Genomic DNA, 19,611 nt, shown 5'->3' with positions numbered 1-19,611 from the left:
GCCTTATTGGGCTACCTTTTGAATCCAGACCCGGTTCAGCAACAGCGGTCCGCCCTCTTTTACAGCTGCTTTGAAAGTAAGCTGGTAAAAACCCGCGTCCGAAAAACGCAGCTGGCCCAGGCGGGTATCCGCAAATTCTTCCGTATAGCTGGAATGCGGCTCTGCCACTATGGTTCCGGATGGTTTCAACTGCTGCTCCAGGCGCTGCCCGGTAACCAGCAACTGAACGCCGATGGGCGCTTTTGAATGGTTATGATAAGAGAGGTCTGCAGCATAGTTGCCGGCCTCGGGTATGTACACTTCCCAGGTCAATGCGCCTTCTTTATCAATAATAAAATGCGCCGGACGGAGCCCGTCGTATTTTACCCGTTTATACGCTGCCGTATTTTCCCATACATTGGAGCTGCTGAGCGGAAAGCCGCCAAAGCCTGCTTCCGCCACCATCTCGCCATCCACTTCCACAGGCTCCGGGTACCGGAGCACAATTACCGAAACAAACCGGTCGCCGGCCTGTTGGGGCAGATGGATGTGCGTCAAGGGTCCCTGCTGAACAAATTTCAACGGCTTCCGGCCCGCGTCTGTGATCAGCTCCGCTTTTTCCGGCCGGGACAAAATGCCCGAAAGACGCAGCACTTTATCCAGCGGCCAGTTATATACATGCAGGTACACCAGCTGCTTCTTATGGACCCGCTTTGTGGTGATCCGTCCCCAGTCGTGCTGGCCGGCACGCAGCTCCAATCCGGTACAGCCATAGATGGCCTCACCGTTCTTCGACAGCCATTTGCCCATATCTTCCAGGCGGCGCACCCCTTCATAAGGCACCGACCCGTCTGCGCGGGGTCCGATGTTCAATGTAAAATCGCCGTTCAGGCTCACATTGCCGATCAATGACTGTAGCAGCTGGCTGGTCGATTTCCACTCATTCTCCTGTCCATAATATCCCCAGGAATGTGCAATGGTACCCGAGGTTTCCCAGGGATGTTCCGTATAGGCGGAACCGAATTCGTTATCGCCCTTTGATTCAAAATCCACACCGGGGTCCGATGCCGGCAACCCGATCCTGGAATTAATGAGGCAGTTTGGCTGCAGCTCCCGGATCAGCCGGACCACCTGGTCCAGTTGTTCTTTCTTTACCACGGTCTTTTTATAGTTCAGCCACATATCAAACCAGAACATGGCAATGTCGCCATAATTGGTCAATAATTCCCTCAGTTGTGGAATTACTTTCTCCTGCCAGTACCGGTCATAGTCTTCGTCCTTAATGCCGGTCAGCTCCTTATTATGGTCCCATCCGTAAGGATGGTCCCAATCCACCCAGTGCGAATAATAAAAGCCCAGCTTGATCCCGTGTTTTTTACAGGCCACCGCCAGCTCCCGGATCACGTCGCGGTTGGTGCCGCTCAGCTTTGTAAGATTATAATCACTTACCTTACTGTTCCAGAGTGCCACCCCATCGTGATGTTTGGAGGTGATGGTGATGTATTTCATACCGGCTTTTTTTGCCAGCAGCACCCATTCTTCAGGGTTGATCCGGTTCCAGTCGAACCGCTTCGCCAGCGTTCCATATTCCTCCTTCGAAATACGGTTGCGGTAGCGGATCCACTCCGCATAGTTATTTCCATACCGCAGGCGTTCCCCCTTCCACATACCCTCAGCTGCACTGTACAACCCCCAGTGAATAAACATGCCAAAACGGGCATCAGTAAACCATTTTGTTTTTTGTGCCGTTGCTGTGGCCTGTGCATTTGCAGACAAGGTGGCAAGCGCCATCCATGAAAGGTAAAAAACGATCTTTAACTTCATAAATAACAAGGTTACGGCTAAGATACGTAACTTTTGCACTGCCGCACAAAACAACGGTACCGCCCACCTGCAGGGTCATTATTTACGGCGCAGCAACAGGAATACGGCAAGGATCACCACCCCTACCAAAAAAAAGGCCCACCACATACCTGCCTTGAATATCGCCTCCACAGCGCTGCAGCCCTGAAGCAGGATGCTGAGCAGTATTGCGCATATCAGAAAGTCTTTCATAATTATCTTTTTTAAAGAAGTTCCGCATACGGTTCATTTAAAGCACCACGAATTTCAGGCCAAACCATCAGCGGCCGTCCGGCGGTATATGATGAAACGGGAATTGCATAAAGCGGATTTTGGTTTAATATTTGGAGAATTCCCTATAAAAAGCAGGCAAAAACTGAGAAATCTGTTAGGTTTGCAGAAACAGGAAAGATCCACTTTAATTCATATGACGAACCGTTAAACACTTGAACAAAGCAGTAAAAAAAGGCATAAAATTAATTGTAAAAATACTTGCAGGCATTCTGGTGCTTGTCATCCTGCTTATTCTTTCCCTCAATCTTCCGTTTGTGCAGAACTTCATCAAGAATAAAGTTGTGCAATACCTGAAAAAGAAGACCAACACGGAGATCAGCCTGGAGCGCATCCGCATCGGTTTTCCAAAAGACCTTGAGCTGAATAAATTATTTGTCGCCGATCAAAAAAAAGACACACTGCTCTATGCAGAAAAACTGGGGGTAGACCTGGATATGCTGGCGCTGCTGTCGGACCGCGTGGAGATAAACAGCATTGAGCTCAAGACCGTACGTGCAAATGTTTACCGCATTCATCCCGACACCGTATTCAATTACCAGTTCCTCGTAGACTCACTTCTATCCGATGAAGAAAAAACACCCGAAGAAGAAAAAAAGGATACCACATCCACACTTAAGTTCCGGCTGAACAAGATCCGGTTTGACGATATCCGGCTCCGGTTTAAGGATGATGTGGCGGGGAACGATGCCGGCATCACCCTGGGCAAACTGGAGGCCCGGGTAAAAACATTTGACCTGGACCGGATGCATTATGGATTAAGCAGCCTTGCACTGCAGCATACAAGCCTCCACTATTTCCAGAACAAACCGCTTACCGTATTGCAGCAACGGATCGATTCGGGCATCGACAGTACCGCTGAAGAAAAAGGCGGCCGCCTGCCGCTTATTGAGTTCCGCAAGCTGACATTGGATCAGGTATCGCTTAATTATGACGACCGGTTATCGGATACCCGGGCTCAGGCCAACCTGGATACCTTTCACCTGGAAGACCTGGCACTGGATCTTACCAATGGCGGCTACCGCTCTTCGGATGTATTGCTGCAAAATTCCCGGATCGATTTTGCCTACCGGCCAACCCCCTCCAATAAAAAAGCCATCGAAACCGCCGCCGACAGTGCCGCTGCTTCGCCCTTCAGCCTGCTGCTGGGCAAAGTGATCATTGCCAACAACCGTGTGCGGTACGATAATCTGGCTGCCGCCCGCACACCGGGGCACCTGGATTTCAATCATCTCAACATAAAAGAGTTAGGGCTTACCGGCAACAACGTCTCCATCGACAGCACCGGCATCAAAGCAGATGTGCTGGGTGGAAGACTGAAAGACACCAGTGGCTTCGTGCTCCATGATCTGAAGGGGAATATCGTGTACGACGATCAGCAATTGAAGGTGGATGGATTTATTTTGAAAACCCCTTACACACAGATCGACAACAACAGTTTGCTGAGCTATACATCGCAGGAGGACCTGAGCAAACATCCGGAAAAGGTAAAGATGAACGTGCAGTTCCGCAACACCCGCATCGGGATGCAGGACCTCTACTACCTGATGCCCTCCGTGCCAGCCAGCTACCGGAGCCGGCAGATCAACCTTTCGGCGGCCTTTACCGGCTATCTGAACGATCTTGATATAGAAAAGCTGCAGATCCATGGTTTAAACAATACCAACATCGATATTGCAGGTGGCATCCGGGGATTGCCCGATATGGAGAAGACCATCTTTAACCTCAATCTACGCAAACTCCAGACATCCAAAAGCGACCTGCTGGCATTGGTACCGGCCACATCCATGCCGCAAAGCATAGAGCTGCCCGGTTATCTTTCCGCTAACGGCACATTCAATGGGAGCCTTACCAACTTTACCACCGCCCTGCGGTTAAAAACGGATATGGGTGGCGCAAACCTGCAGGCAGCCATGGGGGGACCAAAGAACCGGGAAACCTATCGTGCCAAGCTACAGCTGCACCAATTTAACCTGGGGCGTTTATTAAAACAACAGGATCAGCTGGGAACCGTTTCGCTGTTGGCCAATGTAAGCGGGCAGAGCCTGGATCCTAAAAAGATGCGTGCAAAGCTGAACGGTACCATCTATCATGCCCGCTACAATAAGTATGATTATAAAGACATCAAACTGGAAGGTACCTATGCCGGCAAGATTGCCGGTCTCCAGGCCATCAGCAACGACAGTAATGCGCATTTTACGCTGGATACAAAGGTAGACCTCAACAAGAGCGCTCCGGCAATAAAAGGAACCGCCGACCTGAAGAATGTTGATCTGCAGAAGCTGAATTTTTATTCCGATCCGTTAAAGCTTGCCGGACTGGTCGATATGGACTTCAGCTCCATCGATCCGGATCAGCTGAACGGATCTGCTACCCTCAAAAGCGTTCAGATCGGTTTCAATGAATCCATTTACAATATCGATACCTTAACGCTGAGCGCTGTGGCCACCAAAGAGCACAATGAGCTGTCGCTGCAATCGGATTTCATGACGGCCCGATTCAATGGCAAATACCAGCTGACCCAGATCGGGCAGGCCTTCATCAACCAGATCAACAAGTATTACGCATTTGCGCCTACAAAAAAGATTCCACCGCAGCAGATGCAGTTCCAGCTGGCCATTACGGATCCGGAGCTCATTCAGAAATTTGTACCTGCGCTGACCACGCTTGCGCCGGCCACCATCAGCGGGAGCATTGATACGCAGAACGACAGCCTCCGTTTGAATGCTTATTTCCCACATGTGGTCTACGACAGCTTTGATGTAAAGGACATTGTACTGAAGGCAGGCAACACCGATTCTGCCAAACTGGACTATGCGCTGAATATTAAAGAGATTCAAAGCTCCTCTGTCAATCTGTACAATGCGGAGGTAAGCGGGGCCGCGCTCAATAACCTGCTGGATGTAAACGTTTTTTTAAGAGACCGTACCAATAAAGATAAGTACCGCATCGGCGGCCAATTCAAATCCCTGGGGCAGACCTATCAATTCACACTGGACCCGCAAAAGCTCCTCCTCAACTATGACCCCTGGAAAGTGGCTGCCGACAACCTCATCCAATACGGCAAGGCGGGTGTGTATGTACGCAACTTTGAGATCAGCAATAACGGGCAATCGCTGGCCATCAATAGCCTGTCGGACCAGCCCAATGCCCCGGTGAACGTAAAGTTCACCAACTTTATGCTGGAAACGCTGACGCGCTATGCAGACCAGGACACTTCAATGGTAGGTGGAAAGCTCAATGGCGTTGTAGATGTAACGGATATCGCCACCAATCCGAAGTTTGAAGCAGACCTCACCATTAACCAGCTCCGGTACCAAAAAGACGCCCTGGGCAATGCATCCATAAAGATAAACAACAAGACGGCCAATGCTTACCAGGCCGATATCCGCCTCTCCGGCCTGCACAACCTCGCCGTAACCGGCTTCTACTATACCGAGCCTGCCAGCACACTGGATCTGGATATTGTGGTCGATAAGATCGACCTGAAGCATATCGAAAGTGTAACCGGCGGGCAGATCAGGAATGGAAAAGGCATCCTTACCGGGAACCTGACCGCAAAAGGCCCGGTAAGCAAACCGGTGATCCTGGGTGCGCTCACCTTCAAAGATGCGGGATTCAATATTGCACAGCTCAACGGATATTACCAGCTCAAAAATGAAACCGTGCGTTTTGTAGAATCCGGTATCTCCTTTAATAAATTTACCGTACGGGATTCGGCCAACCAGCCGCTTACACTGGATGGGATGGTTACCTTGCGCGACTTTTCCAATCCCGGCTTCAATCTGACCCTCCGAGCCAACAACTTCAAGATAATGAATTCCACGGCAGCCGATAACGAGCTGTTCTACGGCACGGTGCTGGTTACGTTAAATGCACGGATCACCGGTGACCTGAACAAACCAAAGGTAAATATGCAGGCACGGATCAATAAGGGAACCAAATTCAATTTTGTCATTCCGGATGATGATCCGCTGGTCTCCAGCCAGGAAGGCATTGTGGAATTTGTAGACAAGGATGCGCCGCCCTTTAACGGACGCCAGCCGGTTAACGTGGACAGCCTGACCCGTTCGCCTATAACCGGGATGGATATTTCAGGGGATGTGACCATCGACAAAGAAGCCGAGATCACCATCGTGGTGGACCCGCAGAACGGGGATGCCCTGCGGGTAAAAGGAGAGGCCGATCTGAGCCTGCAAATGGACCCCAGCGGCCGTACCACATTAACCGGCCGGTATGAGATCACCGAAGGCGGCTACAATCTTACCATTGGCGGGTTGGCCAAACGGGAATTTAAGATCCAGCAGGGAAGCTCCATCCAGTGGACGGGCGCCCCCACGGAAGCCAATGCCGATATCACCGCTATTTACGAGGTCAATACATCGCCCATCGACCTGGTGGCTGCGCAGCTCGAATCCGAGAGCACCACCACCCGCACCATGTACCGGCAAAAGCTTCCTTTTTACGTATATCTTAAAATGAGCGGTGAGCTCTTAAAACCCACCATCAGCTTCCAGATCGATATGCGGGAGAGCGAGCGCAACGCCTTTAACGGCATTGTGTACACGCGGCTGCAGCAGATAAACGCCAATGAAAGTGAATTGAACAAACAGGTATTTGCCCTGCTGGCCCTCAACCGGTTCGTTTCCGACAACCCGTTTGAAAGCCTTGCAGGCGGCACTTCTGCGGGGGCCCTCGCAAGGCAGAGCGTAAGCAAACTGCTTACCGAGCAGCTGAACAATCTTGCTGCCGGGCTGATCAAGGGCGTAGACATCAATTTTGACCTCACTTCGCAGGAAGACTATTCTACCGGCCAGGAAAAGACAAAGACCGATCTGAACGTGGCCTTTACCAAGCGGTTGCTGAACGACCGCCTCAGTGTTACCGTGGGCAATAATTTTGCGCTGGAAGGCTCCAACACTAACCAGAATGCCGCACAATTGGCCAGCAACGTCAACATCGAATACATGCTTTCCCGCGACGGGCGTTACCGTCTGAGGGCTTATCGCCGCAACCAGACGGAAGGCATCATTGAAGGACAGATCATCGAAACCGGCGTGGGCTTTATGATCGTTGTGGATTATAATAAATTCGGTGAGGTGTTCCGCAGTTTCAGAAAACGGGGCCAGCGCCGGGGAACCGGTAATTTTGGAGGCAGTAACCGACAAAACAAGGGAGATGAGTAAACGCAGATATCAGATATTAGTTTTCAGCCGTCAGCTATCAGCTATCGGACGTCCGGCATCAGCCGTCAGCCGTCAGCTGTCAGCTTTCAAATCTCAAATCTCAGATCTCAAATCCTCAATCTTCCTGCTGGCTTTTTTGTTACTGATGGTTTCCTGCTCCACTACCAAAAAACTAAAACCAGGCGAAGTACTTTATACCGGGGCAACCGTAGAATTGAACCCGGATACCCCTGCAGTTAAAGATCAGAAACATTTTCAAAATACGCTTGAAGAACTGGTGCGCCCGCAACCCAATAAAAAGCTGCTCGGCTGGCGTTATAAATTATTTTTTTACAATCTCGTGAGCGAGCCCAAAAAACAAAAAGGTTTTAAATACTGGGTAAAATATAAACTGGGAGAACCACCGGTGCTGATGAACCAGGTAAGATTACAGAACAATGTAAATATCCTGACCAGCTACCTGGCAAGCAAGGGCTTTTTGCAGGCCTCGGGCTCCGGCGACACGACGATCAAAGGAAAAACGGGCAAAGCCTTCTACCAGTTGTACTCCGGTCCCCGTTATACCCTCAATACCATTACCTTTCCCCGCGACAGCAGCAGCCAGGTTGCCCGCCTCATCGGTGCCGCCCAAAACAAAACCCTGCTCAAACCGGGCGACTACTACGACCTTGATGTTTTTAAAGCCGAACGGGAACGGGTCGATATAGAGCTAAAGGAAAAAGGCTACTTTTATTTCAGTCCCAACTACCTGCTCATCCAGGCCGACAGTACCATCGGGGCACAGAAGGTGGACGTAGACCTGAAAATTAAAAACGATGCGCCGCAGGCCGCATTGCAACCCTATTTCATCCGCAACATCAACATTTATCCGGACTATAGCCTGAGACGGGATTCCTTTACCAGGGCCTCGGACCCGGTGCAGTATAAAGATTTTACCATCTATGATCCCAACCACAAATACAAGCCCCGGTTATTTGAGCACCTCATTTTCTTTCAGAAGGGCGACCCTTATAACCGTACGGATCATTCATTAAGCCTGAACCGTTTGGTAAATATTGGCACGTTCCGGTTTGTAAAAGCAGAATTCAACCCCATCGATACTGCTTCCAGCAACAACATGGACGTGGACTTCCTGCTTACCTCCTCAAAAAAGAACGCGCTTTCCCTCTCGGTAACCGGCACCAGCAAATCCAACAACTTTATCGGATCCGAAGTAAAAGTGACGCATACCAATAAAAACGCATTCCGCGGGGCAGAGCAGCTCAACCTCAGCCTTTCCGGTGGTTTTGAAAAACAGTTCAGCGGGCAGCAGAAAAACCTTACCTCCTACTCGCTGGGAGCCGAAGCCCGGTTACTGTTCCCGCGTTTCCTGATTCCCGTCGCCGGGTTCCGGACCCATAATGCCTATGTGCCCAAAACCCACATCACCATCGGATCACAGCTGCTGAACCGTGCCAATTATTATACCCTGCTTTCCGGCAAAGGCGAATTCGGCTATTTGTGGAAGGGCAACGAGTTCAACGAGCACCAGCTGAATCCGCTTTCGGTAAGCTACATCCGTACGGCCAATACCACCGACAGCTTTAACCGGATGCTGGAAAAAGTACCCACGCTGAAAAACAACTTCGAGAACCAGTTCATTATAGGAAGCAACTATACTTATACGTACAGCAACCAGATGAAGAATGAACTGCGCAACAATTTCCTGTTCATGGGCTCGGTAGAATCCGCAGGCAACCTCATCAATGCTTTTCTTCCCAGGGGCGAAGACGGGAAAAAGCGCCTGTTTCAAACGATCACCAACCAGTTTGTGCGGCTCGAGGCCGATTTCAGGGACTATTACAAAATCAGCCCGGGATTGATATGGGCCAACCGCCTGAACCTTGGTTACGGCATTCCGTATGGCAACAGTTCGGTATTGCCCTATGTACGCCAGTTCTTTGCCGGAGGAAGCAATGATATCCGGGCCTTCCGTTCGCGCTCCCTGGGGCCGGGCACATTTTACATCAATGCCGACAGCCTGGATCTGTTTGCCGACCAGGGAGGCGATGTAAAACTAATGCTGAATACGGAACTGAGGGCAAAGCTATTCAGCATCATCCAGGGCGCTGTGTTCATTGATGCGGGAAATATCTGGCTGGCCAAAAATGATACCAGCCGGCCGGGGGGCCAGTTCCGCTTTGGAAATGTACTGAGCCAGACCGCAATAGGCGGAGGGGTTGGCTTAAGGGTAGATGCATCGATCTTTGTGGTACGGTTCGATCTGGCCATGCCCTTCAGGAAGCCCTGGCTGCCGCCGGGAGAGCGGTGGGTCATTGACCAGATCCGTTTCAGTGATCCGGAATGGCGCAAAAAAAATCTTATCTTTAATATCGGTATCGGTTATCCTTTCTAACAGAAACCACAGATCCGATACCTGATATCACCTGCAATCAACAGCATATGAAAAAAAACAGCGCTGTTATAGCAAGAGCCACATTCCTGGTAGGTACCCTGGACATCCTTTCCGCCTTTCTGCACTATTTGATTGCAAGCGGTAAAGATCCGCTGTTCATACTGAAATATATTGCCGGCGGGTTACTGGGGCCGGCCGCTTTTTCTGGTGGGGCAGCAATGCAGGTAGCGGGGCTGCTGCTGCATTACCTGATCGCATGCATCTTCACGGCATTCTTCTTCTGGTTGTATCCCCGGTTAAAAATACTGAGGCGGAACCGCATCGCCACCGGTATTTTTTATGGTCTTTTTATCTGGAGCGTTATGAACCTCGTCGTTGTTCCTTTATCAAGGATCGGGAAATTTCCGGACGCTGTTCCCGGTATGCTCATCAATGCGGCGATACTCATCCTCGTCGTCGGTCTTCCGCTCTCTTTCATCGCCCGCAGCTATTACCGGAAGATCCGTAAGGCGCCTCCGCTTCATTAGTTCATCTTATGAAATCGAAAATGAACCCGCCGAATCAGCACTGCACGCTCCAGTACAACTGGGTAAAAGAAACCCGACAGCTATTGCTGCGCTACCTGAGCGCCCTCAGCCCGGAGGACCTTATTCGCCCCATCCCTTCTTTTGGCAACGGAGGCAGTCTCCGCGACCTGTTGGTACACACTGCCAACGTGTACCAGCACTGGATAGGCCACATCGCCCTGAAAACACATACCGTTTATGCAAAAAAAGAAGATTTCAGCAATATACCGGAGATCAGGGATGTGTACCGGGAGGCAGACGCTCTTATAGCCGCGCTTTTAGATCAGCAGCAGCTCATGGATGACAACATTATTTTTTCGCTGAACGGCGGGCAACGCTCCACATCCGGGTTCCGGATCTTTACCCATGTGATCACGCATGAATTTCACCACAAAGGGCAACTGCTATCGATGAGCAGGCTGCTGGGCCATACGCCTGTGGACACAGACATTATACATGCCTGAGCGACGGCGACGCTCTATTTCCGGGGTGTGATCTTATAAGCGCACCTCCTGGCTCCTTTCAGGATATGATTTACCCGCTCCACTTCCACCGTTTTGCCCAGTACGGTCTTAAAGATTTTTAATTCGGCGGCGCAGAACCCCTGGCAACTGGCTGCCGCCGCACAAATGGGACAATGGTTTTCCACCAACAAAAAGTTCCCTTCTTCTTTTTGAATGCCGGCCATATAACCTTCCCGCGTCCGGATCGCGACCAATCCTTTTAACCGGCCTTTCAGATCCGGCACGCCTTCCAGCTCCTTCATATAACGGTCCTGGATCGCCTTTCCATTGGCCGCAACGATCTTATCCAGGGCCAGTTGCCCCAACGTCGTTCTTATGGACTCGATCAGCTTTACCGTCAATTCAGCATGCCGGTCAGGAAAGCGGGTATTTCCAAGATCGGTTAACGCCCATATCTGCTGCGGTCGGCCCCTGCCTTTGGACTCAGTAGTGGCATTTACCAATCCTTCTTTTGCCAGCTTCAGCAGATGGAACCGGGCCCCCTCCACCGTCACCTCCATCTGCACCGCCAGCTCCAGCAAGGTTTGCGGCCCCTTTGCCTTTATGATGCCCAACGCCTTTTCATTGTCGGGAAGATGATTATGCATAATAAACAAAGTAATTATTTATTTTATTATACAAAATTAGTATTTTTGCGGCACTTAGAGGAAACCGGCAACCGACCGTTATACGGATCATGAAGATGGTGTTTCAGGATGAAAGCGTCAACCTCAAAAAGGAGGGCGCTGTTTTTGGGTTCTGATTGCCACGGATGTGCTGATTTGTACGAAAGCAGCGCATTCATCGATACCGAATGGCAACAAGTCAACAGCCATGTAGCCGGCCGGCCTGATGCGTGTCCCCATGAATCAGAATGTTATACAGGGGACCGTTCTATAAGACCCCGGTCATTCGCAAAAAGCGCTATATTTGGCAGCAGGGATATACAGGCTATGGCCGGGCCGTCAAAGATTATTTACAGATCATATAAACTAATAACTATAAGAAGACGATGAACATATTAATTTTAAACGGATCTCTGGATCAGCGGACCGGTTCTACTCCCGCAAAGCTTTCTGCATACCTGAAGCAACACCTGGAAGACCAGGGTTCACAAGCCACTGTTTTCAATCTCGTAGAGTCCGGCATTCCTTTATTTGACTATACCCTGCAAAAAGTGCCCAACGGCGTTCAGGTAATGCTCAACCTTTTCAGGACTGCGGATGCCCATATCTGGCTTACCCCACTGTATCACGGTAGCATGACGGGTGTTATGAAAAACTGCCTCGACTGGCTGGAGCTGAGCTCTAAAGAAGAACGGCCCTATTTAATCGATAAACTGATCGGGATGGTTTGCTGGGCAGATGGCGGACAGGCCATGCAGGGAATCAATGCCATGGACGCCGTAGCCAAATCATTGAGGGCCTGGCCGGTTCCTTTCAGTGTACCCATTGTGCGCAATGCATTGTTTGAAGCACCCGGCTACCAGGAGATCACCCAGGAGTATAAGAATAAGATCAACCTGCTTACCAATATCATCACGTCCAAACGAGTCGTAACCATTTAGTGATTTTGGGCGGCCGGTGGTCAGTGAAACCCTAACCCCCAGACGTCTTCCGAACCCCGAAACTTCGAGGAGAACCAAAAACCTGTTCGAGCCCCATAAGAAGGGCAACACGGATCTAACATTGAACTTTAAACAAAAGAAAGTTCATCGGGTAGCAAAACGGATCTAAAGTGGAACATTGAACGTGGAACCTGGAATTATCCCCGTTCTTTCGCCGACAAATAATAATGCCACAGGATCATGGTGGCTACGGTACGGTGAGGCGCCCAATTTGCTGCGATCGCAATCAGGTCGTCGCGGGAGGTTTCCCGGTGCAATGCTTTTAGCCGCCGGAGCGCGTTCACAGCAGCAAGATCACCCACGGGAAAAATATCCGCCCGCTGCAATACGAACATCAGGTACACATCAACCGTCCAGTTGCCAATGCCTTTTAAGGAGGTCAGCTTTTCGCGGATAATACCGTCGGGCAGTTGGTGCATCCCCCTGAGATCCAGTACCCCGCTAACCATCGCAGCCGCCAGTCCGCGGATATAGACCATCTTCTGCCGGCTCACATAGCAGGCACGCATTTCGGTATCTTGCAGCTTTAGTATACTTTCGGGTGTCAGCCCCCCTGTATAATCCTGCAGTTTTTTCAGCGCCGCCAATGCCGATGCCAGGGATACCTGCTGTTCCAGTATGATATGCACCAGTGATTCAAAACTATTGGTGCGCGTCCACATAGGCGGGTGGCCATATGCATCCAGTACCCCGGCCAGGTGCGGATCTCTTTTACCCAGCTGGTTACAAATGCGCCTGAAGGTTTTTTCAGAAAAAGAACGGATCATAACAGGGAAGGATCACCACAGATCCAGCTGTGGTTTTGGATTTTCAAGATTCAGTAAATAGATCTTATTCTGCATACCGCCGCCGAAGCCTACCATCTTGCCGCCCGACCCGATCACCCGGTGACAGGGAACAATGATGGGCACGGGGTTCTTGTTCAAGGCGCCTCCTACCGCACGCACCATTTTGATGTCGCCCAGTCTGCGGGCCATCTCACCATAAGTGATGGTGGTGCCAAAAGGGATCTCCGGAAGCCGTTCCCAAACCTTTTTTTGAAATTCCGACCCGTCCAGCGCCACCGGCACATCAAAGGCCCTGCGCTTTCCAGAGAAATAATCTTCCAGTTGCCGCTCTGTTTCCAGCAGCAATGCATGCTGCCCCGCCTCCAAAAAATTTTCCCCTTGTATAGAATGTTCCGTCAGCCGCCACTGCACCCCTACCAGGTGCGTATTCGTTGCTATCAGGCGCAACGGCCCTGTAGGCGATCGCATTTCCTTATAAAAATAGTGTTCCTTTTTTGAGAGCCATTCATCCATCCATCTAAAATACATCATTCCGGGTTAGCCACCGCTAACAAACTGAAGTGCCGCTACGCCGGCCGGCATTGCGGTTTTATTTCACGCAACGACGCTAAGGGAGAACAAACGCAGCGGCTTTGCTCTTCGCTATGCTATTGAGCGAGATCGATCTTTCCTTTACTGCTCACCCAACCACAATACGCTGCACAAGGTTTGGAGCTGATTACCAAACGGCCGTCATATCCTTCGCTCCCGGCCCGTGAAAACAGCCACCATACTGCAACAAAGGCACTGTTTGTAAGGGAGTCGCGGCAAAGGGCCGTTGCAGAATTTCCCCGTTTTTTTGCATCATTTACAGAAAAGGCAAGTAGAGGAGTATCAATTGTTATTAATCTGTTAGAATCTGTTTTCGATATGGATTTTTTTGCCCGGGAAACAATAAAGATTAATTTTGTGTTGTAGTATCTATGCGTTTCATGCTCCTCATAGTATTCCTGGCCGCTTTGTCATCGGCACCTGCGCTAAAAGCCAATGCCTGCGACATGCATCAAAAAACGGAGCAACCGGCAGCCAATACCGCTCATTTTAATAAGGGAAATACCCGTGTTGATTGTTGCGACCATGCACATCAGCAAAAGGGACACTGTACACATGACAATTGTACCAACAACAGTTGTCACCCCGTTTCCATATACAGCCTGCATGCTGTCCATCATCTTGGGATCACTTCCCCTCCGGCAATCGCAGCCGGTCATCGCATCGGACATCACAGAACACAGCTTCCCTCCTACGCCTATTCGATCTGGCAACCTCCCCGAGTTGGTTAATCAGTTTTACCAGGGGCATTTTATGTCCCGCCGGTGACGCCTCAGGCGCACCTTTATTGCCGTATGCGATCATTCCGCGTACTATTCTTTCACTGATTAACAATACGAACCATGCAATCGATAAAAAATATATCTCTGGGCCTCTTTATGACCCTGATAACCAGTTCCATCTATGCCGGCGCACAAATCAGCAATGCAAAAACCGCCACTGTAACCATCCGGGGCAATTCCCGTGCCTGCAAAACACAAATTGAAAAAGCAGGCACACAAAAGAAACAGGCACAATTAACCTGGGATCCTTCCACTCAAAAAGCAGCGCTCGTTTACAATAGTCATACCACAACAAAAGACGCTGTGCTGCGGCGGGTGGCACTGGCCGGATTTGACAATGAAAGCTATAATGCCCCGGTAACAGCCTACCAGGCCTTGCCGGAAGGATGCCGGTACAAAGGAAATATAACCGCCATGCATCCGCAAAAGGATACCTGTGATGCCCCGATGGAGCAGCACAGGGACCATGCGGCTGCCAATGCCACGGTATCAAAACTGGAGTCTTTATATCAATCCTATTTTTCCATTCAGCAGGCACTGGTCCGGTCGGATGCAAAGACCGTGGCCCAAAAGGCCGGTGAACTCGCCGGGCTGGTCAGGTCAGTAAAAATGGGTGAACTTTCTGCACGCGAGCACAACGTTTGGATGAGCGTAATGAAAAAGCTGGACCAGCAGGCAGCAGCCTTAAAAGGAGCCTCCGGTATTGAAAAACAGCGGGCCGCATTTGCATCCCTTACGGAAACGCTGTACCCGTTAATAAAAGCATCCGGATCCCCTTACAAGGTTTATTACAACCATTGCCCGATGTACCATGGAGGTGCCTATTGGCTGAGCAAAGAACAAGGGATCAAAAACCCCTACTACGGTTCAAAAATGCTCACCTGCGGATCCACAAAGGAAACATTGCAATAATCATCCATTCTTTCATTCAGAAAAAAACAAGCTCATGAAATATTTTCTTTTATGGGGAGTGGTGACAATGGTATGCCTATCCTGTAATCCTGCCACAAAGGACCAGCTCAAAGCAGAAGCGGTCACCGCCCGGCCAGCCGGCGCCCATAAGCAGGTCACTGCCTCCAATAAAGCCTTTCCGGCCGCACCGGTATTGAATGCCTATTTTAAACTGGGAGCCGCTCTTTTTGCTGAAAACGCCCCAATAATCGCAGAGGCCGCCACCGCTCTGCAAAAAGAACTGCAGGCGGTCCGGGAGTCGGCATTTCCCGCTGCACAGCAGGAAATTGTACGGGAGATCGTAGAAGCTTCAATCGAAAATGCTGAACACATTGCCGTCAACGCAGACAACCTGAAGCATCAGCGAGAGCATTTCCAGCTATTGAGCAACGACCTGTATGACCTGGTCAAAACCGCCGGTACAGGAGCAACGGTCTATAAATTTGTTTGTCCTGCATTGAATGACCATAAAGGAGGATCCTGGCTCAGTAATCAGCAGGAACTAAAAAATCCATATACCGGAACAGGCGGAAATGACTGCGGCACCATCGACGAAACATTAAAATAATGAAACCGTTTCGTACAGGAGCAGGGGTCGTTCTACTGATCCTTGCGGGGATCCAGTTCATCCCCCGTGCTCCGGAAAACAAAGCCGTAGCCGCCGGGAGCAGTTTTGCCGGCAGCTTCGCTGTTCCCGATACCCTCCGGCAGCTATTGACCGCTGCGTGCTTTGACTGCCACAGCAATACTACCCGGTACCCCTGGTATTCCCGGGTACAGCCCATAAACAGGATTATGGCAGCACATATAAAAAAAGGAAAAGAAAAACTGAACTTTGATGAAATAGCCCGATATGGAGCACGTAAGCAGCGCAGTAAATTCGGGGGCATCATTCATGCGCTGCAAGACGGAACGATGCCCTTATGGTTCTACTCCCTCCTGCATCGTGATCTGACAGCAGCCGAAAAGACCACGCTGATCCGGTATTTCACCGGGCTAAAAGACATCCCTGGCCGGAGGGCCGGTAAGCGATCAAGTATAAAAAACAGGTTAACGCAACCTGATAAAAAGCAGAACAGAAATGAAACAATTTAAAACCATACTCCTTCTTCTTCTCTTCATCACCGCGATCCGGCAAAGCTATGCGCAACGCATAAAACGCTATGATCTGTATGTAACGGATACCATGGTGAACTACTCCGGCAAACACAAAATGGCCATCGCCGTGAACGGGCAGATCCCGATGCCCACATTGGAATTCACCGAAGGCGACACTGCAGAGATCGTCGTGCACAACCGGCTGAAAGAGCCTACCGCACTGCACTGGCACGGCGTATTCCTGCCCAATAAAGAAGACGGCGTCCCTTACCTCACACAAATGCCTATTGAGCCAGGCACTACATATACTTACCGGTTCCCCATCATTCAGAACGGTACGCATTGGTACCACAGTCATTATGGCTTCCAGGAGCAGACCGGTATGTATGGCTCCATAATCTTTCATAAAAAAGCCGGTGATCCCACGTTCCGAAGAGGGATCGATGACCTGCCCTCTGTTCCGGTGATCCTAAGCGAGTGGACGGACATTATGCCGCATAACATCCACCGGATGCTGCGCAATGCCAACGACTGGTCAGCCATCAAAAAAAATGCCGTACAGAGCTATGCAGAAGCCATCAAAGCCGGCCATTTCAAAACCAAGCTGGTCAACGAATGGAAGCGCATGCTGGCTATGGATGTCAGCGATGTGTATTATAACAAGATGCTGATCAATGGTAAAAATGAAAGCCAGCTTTCCCAGTTCAAAGCAGGCGATAAAGTGCGCCTGCAGCTCTCCAACGGCGGCGCCTCTACCTACTTCTGGGTACACTATGCGGGAGGAAAAATAACGGTTGTGGCCAATGATGGGAACGATGTGGAACCCGTTGAAGTGGACCGCTTCATCCTGCCGCCATCGGAAACCATCGACATCGTGTTAACGGTTCCGGAGCAGGGCACCTCCCATGAATTGCTGGCCACTTCGGAAGACCGTACCGGCACCACATCTCTTTTTATTGGGGAAGGAAAAAAGCAGCTGGCACAACCACTGGACAGGCTGAAATACTTTGAAGGCATGAAGATGATGAACGGTATGATGCGCATGAACGGAAGCATGAACGATATGGGCATGGATATGAGCCTGCAGCAAATGGACATGAATACCGTAATGTACCCGGAGATCAGCGGACCGGCCGTCCGGGGGAAGGAAAAAAGAAAGCAGCAGACCAGCACAGAAAAAGAGCATTCAAACATGCAGGGGCATACCTCTATGGAACAAAAGAAGGATCGTACTGTAGCCGCCAGAACAGGACATGGACACCATTCCATGCAAGCCGATCCGGCAATGCCGCCGGCCATTGTTACACTGAACTATAATATGCTCAAAGCCCCGCATAAAACGGTATTACCGGAAAATGCTCCGGTGAAGGAGCTCACGTTTACGCTGACCGGCAATATGAACCGTTATGTATGGAGCCTGGACAACAAAGTGGTTTCCGAAACGGATAAGATCCTGGTCAAAAAAGGAGAGATCGTTCGCATTAAATTATACAACGCTTCTATGATGCGGCATCCCATGCACCTGCATGGTCATGATTTCCGGGTGCTGAATGATAAAGGGGAATATGCCCCGCTGAAAAATGTGATCGACATCATGCCGATGGAAACCGATGTGATCGAGTTTGAAGCCAATGCAGAAGGCGACTGGTTCTTCCATTGTCACATCCTGTATCATATGATGGCAGGTATGGGCCGGATCTTCACGTATCAAAACCAGGCGCCCAACCCTTATATCATCAATCCGCAGAAAGCGATCAAAAAGTTGTACCGCGATGACCGCATGTTCTTCCTGATGGCCGGGAACGAAGTGGCCTCCAACGGTAACTTTGGTGCTGCCCTGTATCACAACACCCGTTGGGCATTCAATGCAGAATGGAAGCTGGGCTATACCGCAAAACGAGGGCATGAAGTTGAAGCCAGTTTTGGCCGCTTCCTGGGACAAATGCAGTGGTTCCGCCCGTTTGTAGGAGTCGAGTGGACCTACCGGAAAGACAGCCATGAAGAACGGGACCTGTTTGGACAGCAGTTCGAACACGATGGAAAATTGCGCTACAACATCGGGTTTGCCTATACCCTGCCCTGGCTGGTGATCCTGCAAACGCAGCTCGACACAAGAGGACAGGTACGCGTGGAGCTGGGCCGGGAAGACATTCCGCTCTCAAAACGGTTAAGAGGCGCATTCTCCCTGGACACCCGCAGGGAATACATGGGCGGACTGCGCTACATCGTCAACAGGAACCTGAGTGTATCTGCCAACTACAATACCGGATACGGCTTCGGGGGTGGATTGGTGCTTACTTATTAATATCAGATAACACAGATACAGAATAGTTGTTCACAGATTCCTCTGATTCTCACAGATAATACAGTGATCAACATCATTCAATTTCTGTAACAGTCTGAGTAATCTGTGAGCACAACGATCGCCGTTATGCGCCTTGCAGTCGTTGCAATAAGCATCAGGTACAACCATCCACATCATTCAAATAATCAAAAATCAATAAAAAATGAATCAATTTATAAGAGCCAGCTTCATCATTTGCGGCGCTGTTTTTTTGACCGCCTGTAGCAGCCCGGCCCCCAAACAGGAAACAACGGCAGCACCCGCCCGGACAGCAGTAACAGCAGCATTGCAACCGGAAACAGCTCCCTATAAAAAAGGAGATGCCATTCCCGCCAACCTCGTATGTATGGTCAATGATGCCTATATGGGCAAACAACAGATCGCCGTCCCTTTTAACGGCAGTACATATTATGGTTGCTGCGAAATGTGTAAAGACCGGATCCCGAAAGATGCTTCCGTACGAAAGGCAACAGATCCCGCCACGGGGAAGCCGGTGAATAAAGCTTCAGCATACATCGTGATCACGGGCAACAATGGTGAGGTTTCTTATTTTGAAAGCGCGGAGACATACAAAAAACTTGCGCAGGATCAATAATTTTTTGCGGATCATTATCCGGCAAACGATGAATTGTTATGGAATTGCCATATTTATTGTTTAAACATCGTTT

16 protein-coding genes are annotated in these 19,611 nt (G+C 50.2%); 11 read left to right on the top strand and 5 right to left on the bottom strand.

Annotation, left to right across the window (positions count from 1 at the left end; translation table 11 throughout):
- Positions 1-3: 3 nt before the first annotated feature.
- Both B160_RS0114200 and B160_RS31980 read right to left on the bottom strand, forming a co-directional pair.
- A complete protein-coding gene (locus B160_RS0114200) occupies positions 4-1,803 on the bottom strand; it encodes an alpha-L-fucosidase (RefSeq protein ID WP_018628590.1) in 1,800 nt (599 codons plus the stop codon).
- Between the two features lie 78 nt (positions 1,804-1,881).
- On the bottom strand, positions 1,882-2,034 hold the full coding sequence (locus tag B160_RS31980; protein WP_018628589.1) for a hypothetical protein: 153 nt from the start codon (positions 2,032-2,034) through the stop codon (positions 1,882-1,884).
- A 233-nt stretch (positions 2,035-2,267) separates the two neighbouring features.
- On the opposite strand from B160_RS31980, the gene B160_RS0114190 reads away from it, so the two are divergent.
- From B160_RS0114190 to B160_RS0114175, 4 genes are all read left to right on the top strand, one after another.
- The gene (locus B160_RS0114190; RefSeq protein WP_018628588.1) at positions 2,268-7,298 is read left to right on the top strand and encodes a translocation/assembly module TamB domain-containing protein; all 5,031 of its coding nucleotides are present in this window, start codon (positions 2,268-2,270) and stop codon (positions 7,296-7,298) included.
- 136 nt (positions 7,299-7,434) lie between these two features.
- On the top strand, positions 7,435-9,693 hold the full coding sequence (gene tamL / locus B160_RS0114185; RefSeq protein ID WP_483814909.1) for a translocation and assembly module lipoprotein TamL: 2,259 nt from the start codon (positions 7,435-7,437) through the stop codon (positions 9,691-9,693).
- A gap of 47 nt (positions 9,694-9,740) precedes the next feature.
- Positions 9,741-10,220, top strand: a complete 480-nt coding sequence (locus B160_RS0114180; protein WP_018628586.1) for a hypothetical protein — start codon at positions 9,741-9,743, stop codon at positions 10,218-10,220.
- Between the two features lie 8 nt (positions 10,221-10,228).
- A complete protein-coding gene (locus tag B160_RS0114175) occupies positions 10,229-10,723 on the top strand; it encodes a DinB family protein (protein ID WP_051107176.1) in 495 nt (164 codons plus the stop codon).
- 14 nt (positions 10,724-10,737) lie between these two features.
- On the opposite strand, the gene B160_RS0114170 is transcribed toward B160_RS0114175, so the two are convergent.
- Positions 10,738-11,370, bottom strand: a complete 633-nt coding sequence (locus B160_RS0114170; RefSeq protein WP_018628584.1) for a helix-turn-helix transcriptional regulator — start codon at positions 11,368-11,370, stop codon at positions 10,738-10,740.
- A 404-nt stretch (positions 11,371-11,774) separates the two neighbouring features.
- Here B160_RS0114170 and B160_RS0114165 point away from each other — a divergent pair, with 404 nt between their 5' ends.
- Positions 11,775-12,329, top strand: a complete 555-nt coding sequence (locus B160_RS0114165) for an NADPH-dependent FMN reductase (RefSeq protein WP_018628583.1) — start codon at positions 11,775-11,777, stop codon at positions 12,327-12,329.
- 197 nt (positions 12,330-12,526) lie between these two features.
- Here the strand turns inward: B160_RS0114165 and B160_RS0114160 are convergent, their stop codons facing one another.
- Positions 12,527-13,156, bottom strand: a complete 630-nt coding sequence (locus tag B160_RS0114160; RefSeq protein ID WP_018628582.1) for a DNA-3-methyladenine glycosylase family protein — start codon at positions 13,154-13,156, stop codon at positions 12,527-12,529.
- 12 nt (positions 13,157-13,168) lie between these two features.
- Positions 13,169-13,708 carry a methylated-DNA--[protein]-cysteine S-methyltransferase gene (locus tag B160_RS0114155; protein ID WP_245562220.1) on the bottom strand — a complete coding sequence of 180 codons (540 nt, stop codon included), beginning with the start codon at positions 13,706-13,708 and terminating at the stop codon, positions 13,169-13,171.
- Between the two features lie 440 nt (positions 13,709-14,148).
- On the opposite strand from B160_RS0114155, the gene B160_RS31685 reads away from it, so the two are divergent.
- The 6 genes from B160_RS31685 (at position 14,149) to B160_RS0114125 (ending at position 19,538) form a co-directional block, all read left to right on the top strand.
- The gene (locus B160_RS31685) at positions 14,149-14,499 is read left to right on the top strand and encodes a hypothetical protein (protein WP_157558061.1); all 351 of its coding nucleotides are present in this window, start codon (positions 14,149-14,151) and stop codon (positions 14,497-14,499) included.
- Positions 14,500-14,610: 111 nt separating this feature from the next.
- Complete coding sequence (locus B160_RS0114145) at positions 14,611-15,462, top strand: DUF3347 domain-containing protein (protein WP_026309766.1); 852 nt, start codon at positions 14,611-14,613, stop codon at positions 15,460-15,462.
- A gap of 34 nt (positions 15,463-15,496) precedes the next feature.
- Positions 15,497-16,069 (top strand): DUF3347 domain-containing protein, encoded by a 573-nt coding sequence (locus tag B160_RS0114140; protein ID WP_018628578.1) that lies wholly within the window; start codon positions 15,497-15,499, stop codon positions 16,067-16,069.
- Positions 16,069-16,596, top strand: coding sequence for a heme-binding domain-containing protein (locus tag B160_RS29160; RefSeq protein ID WP_018628577.1), 528 nt, complete (start codon positions 16,069-16,071; stop codon positions 16,594-16,596). The genes B160_RS0114140 and B160_RS29160 overlap by 1 nt, the downstream gene beginning before the upstream one ends.
- The gene (locus B160_RS0114130; RefSeq protein ID WP_018628576.1) at positions 16,583-18,904 is read left to right on the top strand and encodes a multicopper oxidase domain-containing protein; all 2,322 of its coding nucleotides are present in this window, start codon (positions 16,583-16,585) and stop codon (positions 18,902-18,904) included. The genes B160_RS29160 and B160_RS0114130 overlap by 14 nt, the downstream gene beginning before the upstream one ends.
- Before the next feature lie 202 nt (positions 18,905-19,106).
- Complete coding sequence (locus B160_RS0114125) at positions 19,107-19,538, top strand: hypothetical protein (RefSeq protein ID WP_018628575.1); 432 nt, start codon at positions 19,107-19,109, stop codon at positions 19,536-19,538.
- The last annotated feature ends 73 nt before the right edge of the window (positions 19,539-19,611 follow it).

This window comes from Niabella aurantiaca DSM 17617, assembly GCF_000374125.1.
GTDB lineage: Bacteria > Bacteroidota > Bacteroidia > Chitinophagales > Chitinophagaceae > Niabella > Niabella aurantiaca.
The sequence above is the reverse complement of the archived record's forward strand: the minus strand, read 5'-3'. Positions and strand labels throughout refer to the sequence as shown.

Bases quoted from the DNA above. Each gene is read 5' to 3' on its own strand.
- B160_RS0114160 (WP_018628582.1), bottom strand. From the start codon at position 13,156: ATGATCCGTTCTTTTTCTGAAAAAACCTTCAGGCGCATTTGTAACCAG.
- B160_RS0114170 (WP_018628584.1), bottom strand. From the start codon at position 11,370: ATGCATAATCATCTTCCCGACAATGAAAAGGCGTTGGGCATCATAAAG.
- B160_RS0114130 (WP_018628576.1), top strand. From the start codon at position 16,583: ATGAAACAATTTAAAACCATACTCCTTCTTCTTCTCTTCATCACCGCG.
- B160_RS0114175 (WP_051107176.1), top strand. From the start codon at position 10,229: ATGAAATCGAAAATGAACCCGCCGAATCAGCACTGCACGCTCCAGTAC.
- B160_RS29160 (WP_018628577.1), top strand. From the start codon at position 16,069: ATGAAACCGTTTCGTACAGGAGCAGGGGTCGTTCTACTGATCCTTGCG.
- B160_RS0114200 (WP_018628590.1), bottom strand. From the start codon at position 1,803: ATGAAGTTAAAGATCGTTTTTTACCTTTCATGGATGGCGCTTGCCACC.
- B160_RS31980 (WP_018628589.1), bottom strand. From the start codon at position 2,034: ATGAAAGACTTTCTGATATGCGCAATACTGCTCAGCATCCTGCTTCAG.
- B160_RS0114145 (WP_026309766.1), top strand. From the start codon at position 14,611: ATGCAATCGATAAAAAATATATCTCTGGGCCTCTTTATGACCCTGATA.
- B160_RS31685 (WP_157558061.1), top strand. From the start codon at position 14,149: ATGCTCCTCATAGTATTCCTGGCCGCTTTGTCATCGGCACCTGCGCTA.
- B160_RS0114165 (WP_018628583.1), top strand. From the start codon at position 11,775: ATGAACATATTAATTTTAAACGGATCTCTGGATCAGCGGACCGGTTCT.
- B160_RS0114180 (WP_018628586.1), top strand. From the start codon at position 9,741: ATGAAAAAAAACAGCGCTGTTATAGCAAGAGCCACATTCCTGGTAGGT.
- B160_RS0114155 (WP_245562220.1), bottom strand. From the start codon at position 13,708: ATGATGTATTTTAGATGGATGGATGAATGGCTCTCAAAAAAGGAACAC.
- B160_RS0114125 (WP_018628575.1), top strand. From the start codon at position 19,107: ATGAATCAATTTATAAGAGCCAGCTTCATCATTTGCGGCGCTGTTTTT.
- B160_RS0114140 (WP_018628578.1), top strand. From the start codon at position 15,497: ATGAAATATTTTCTTTTATGGGGAGTGGTGACAATGGTATGCCTATCC.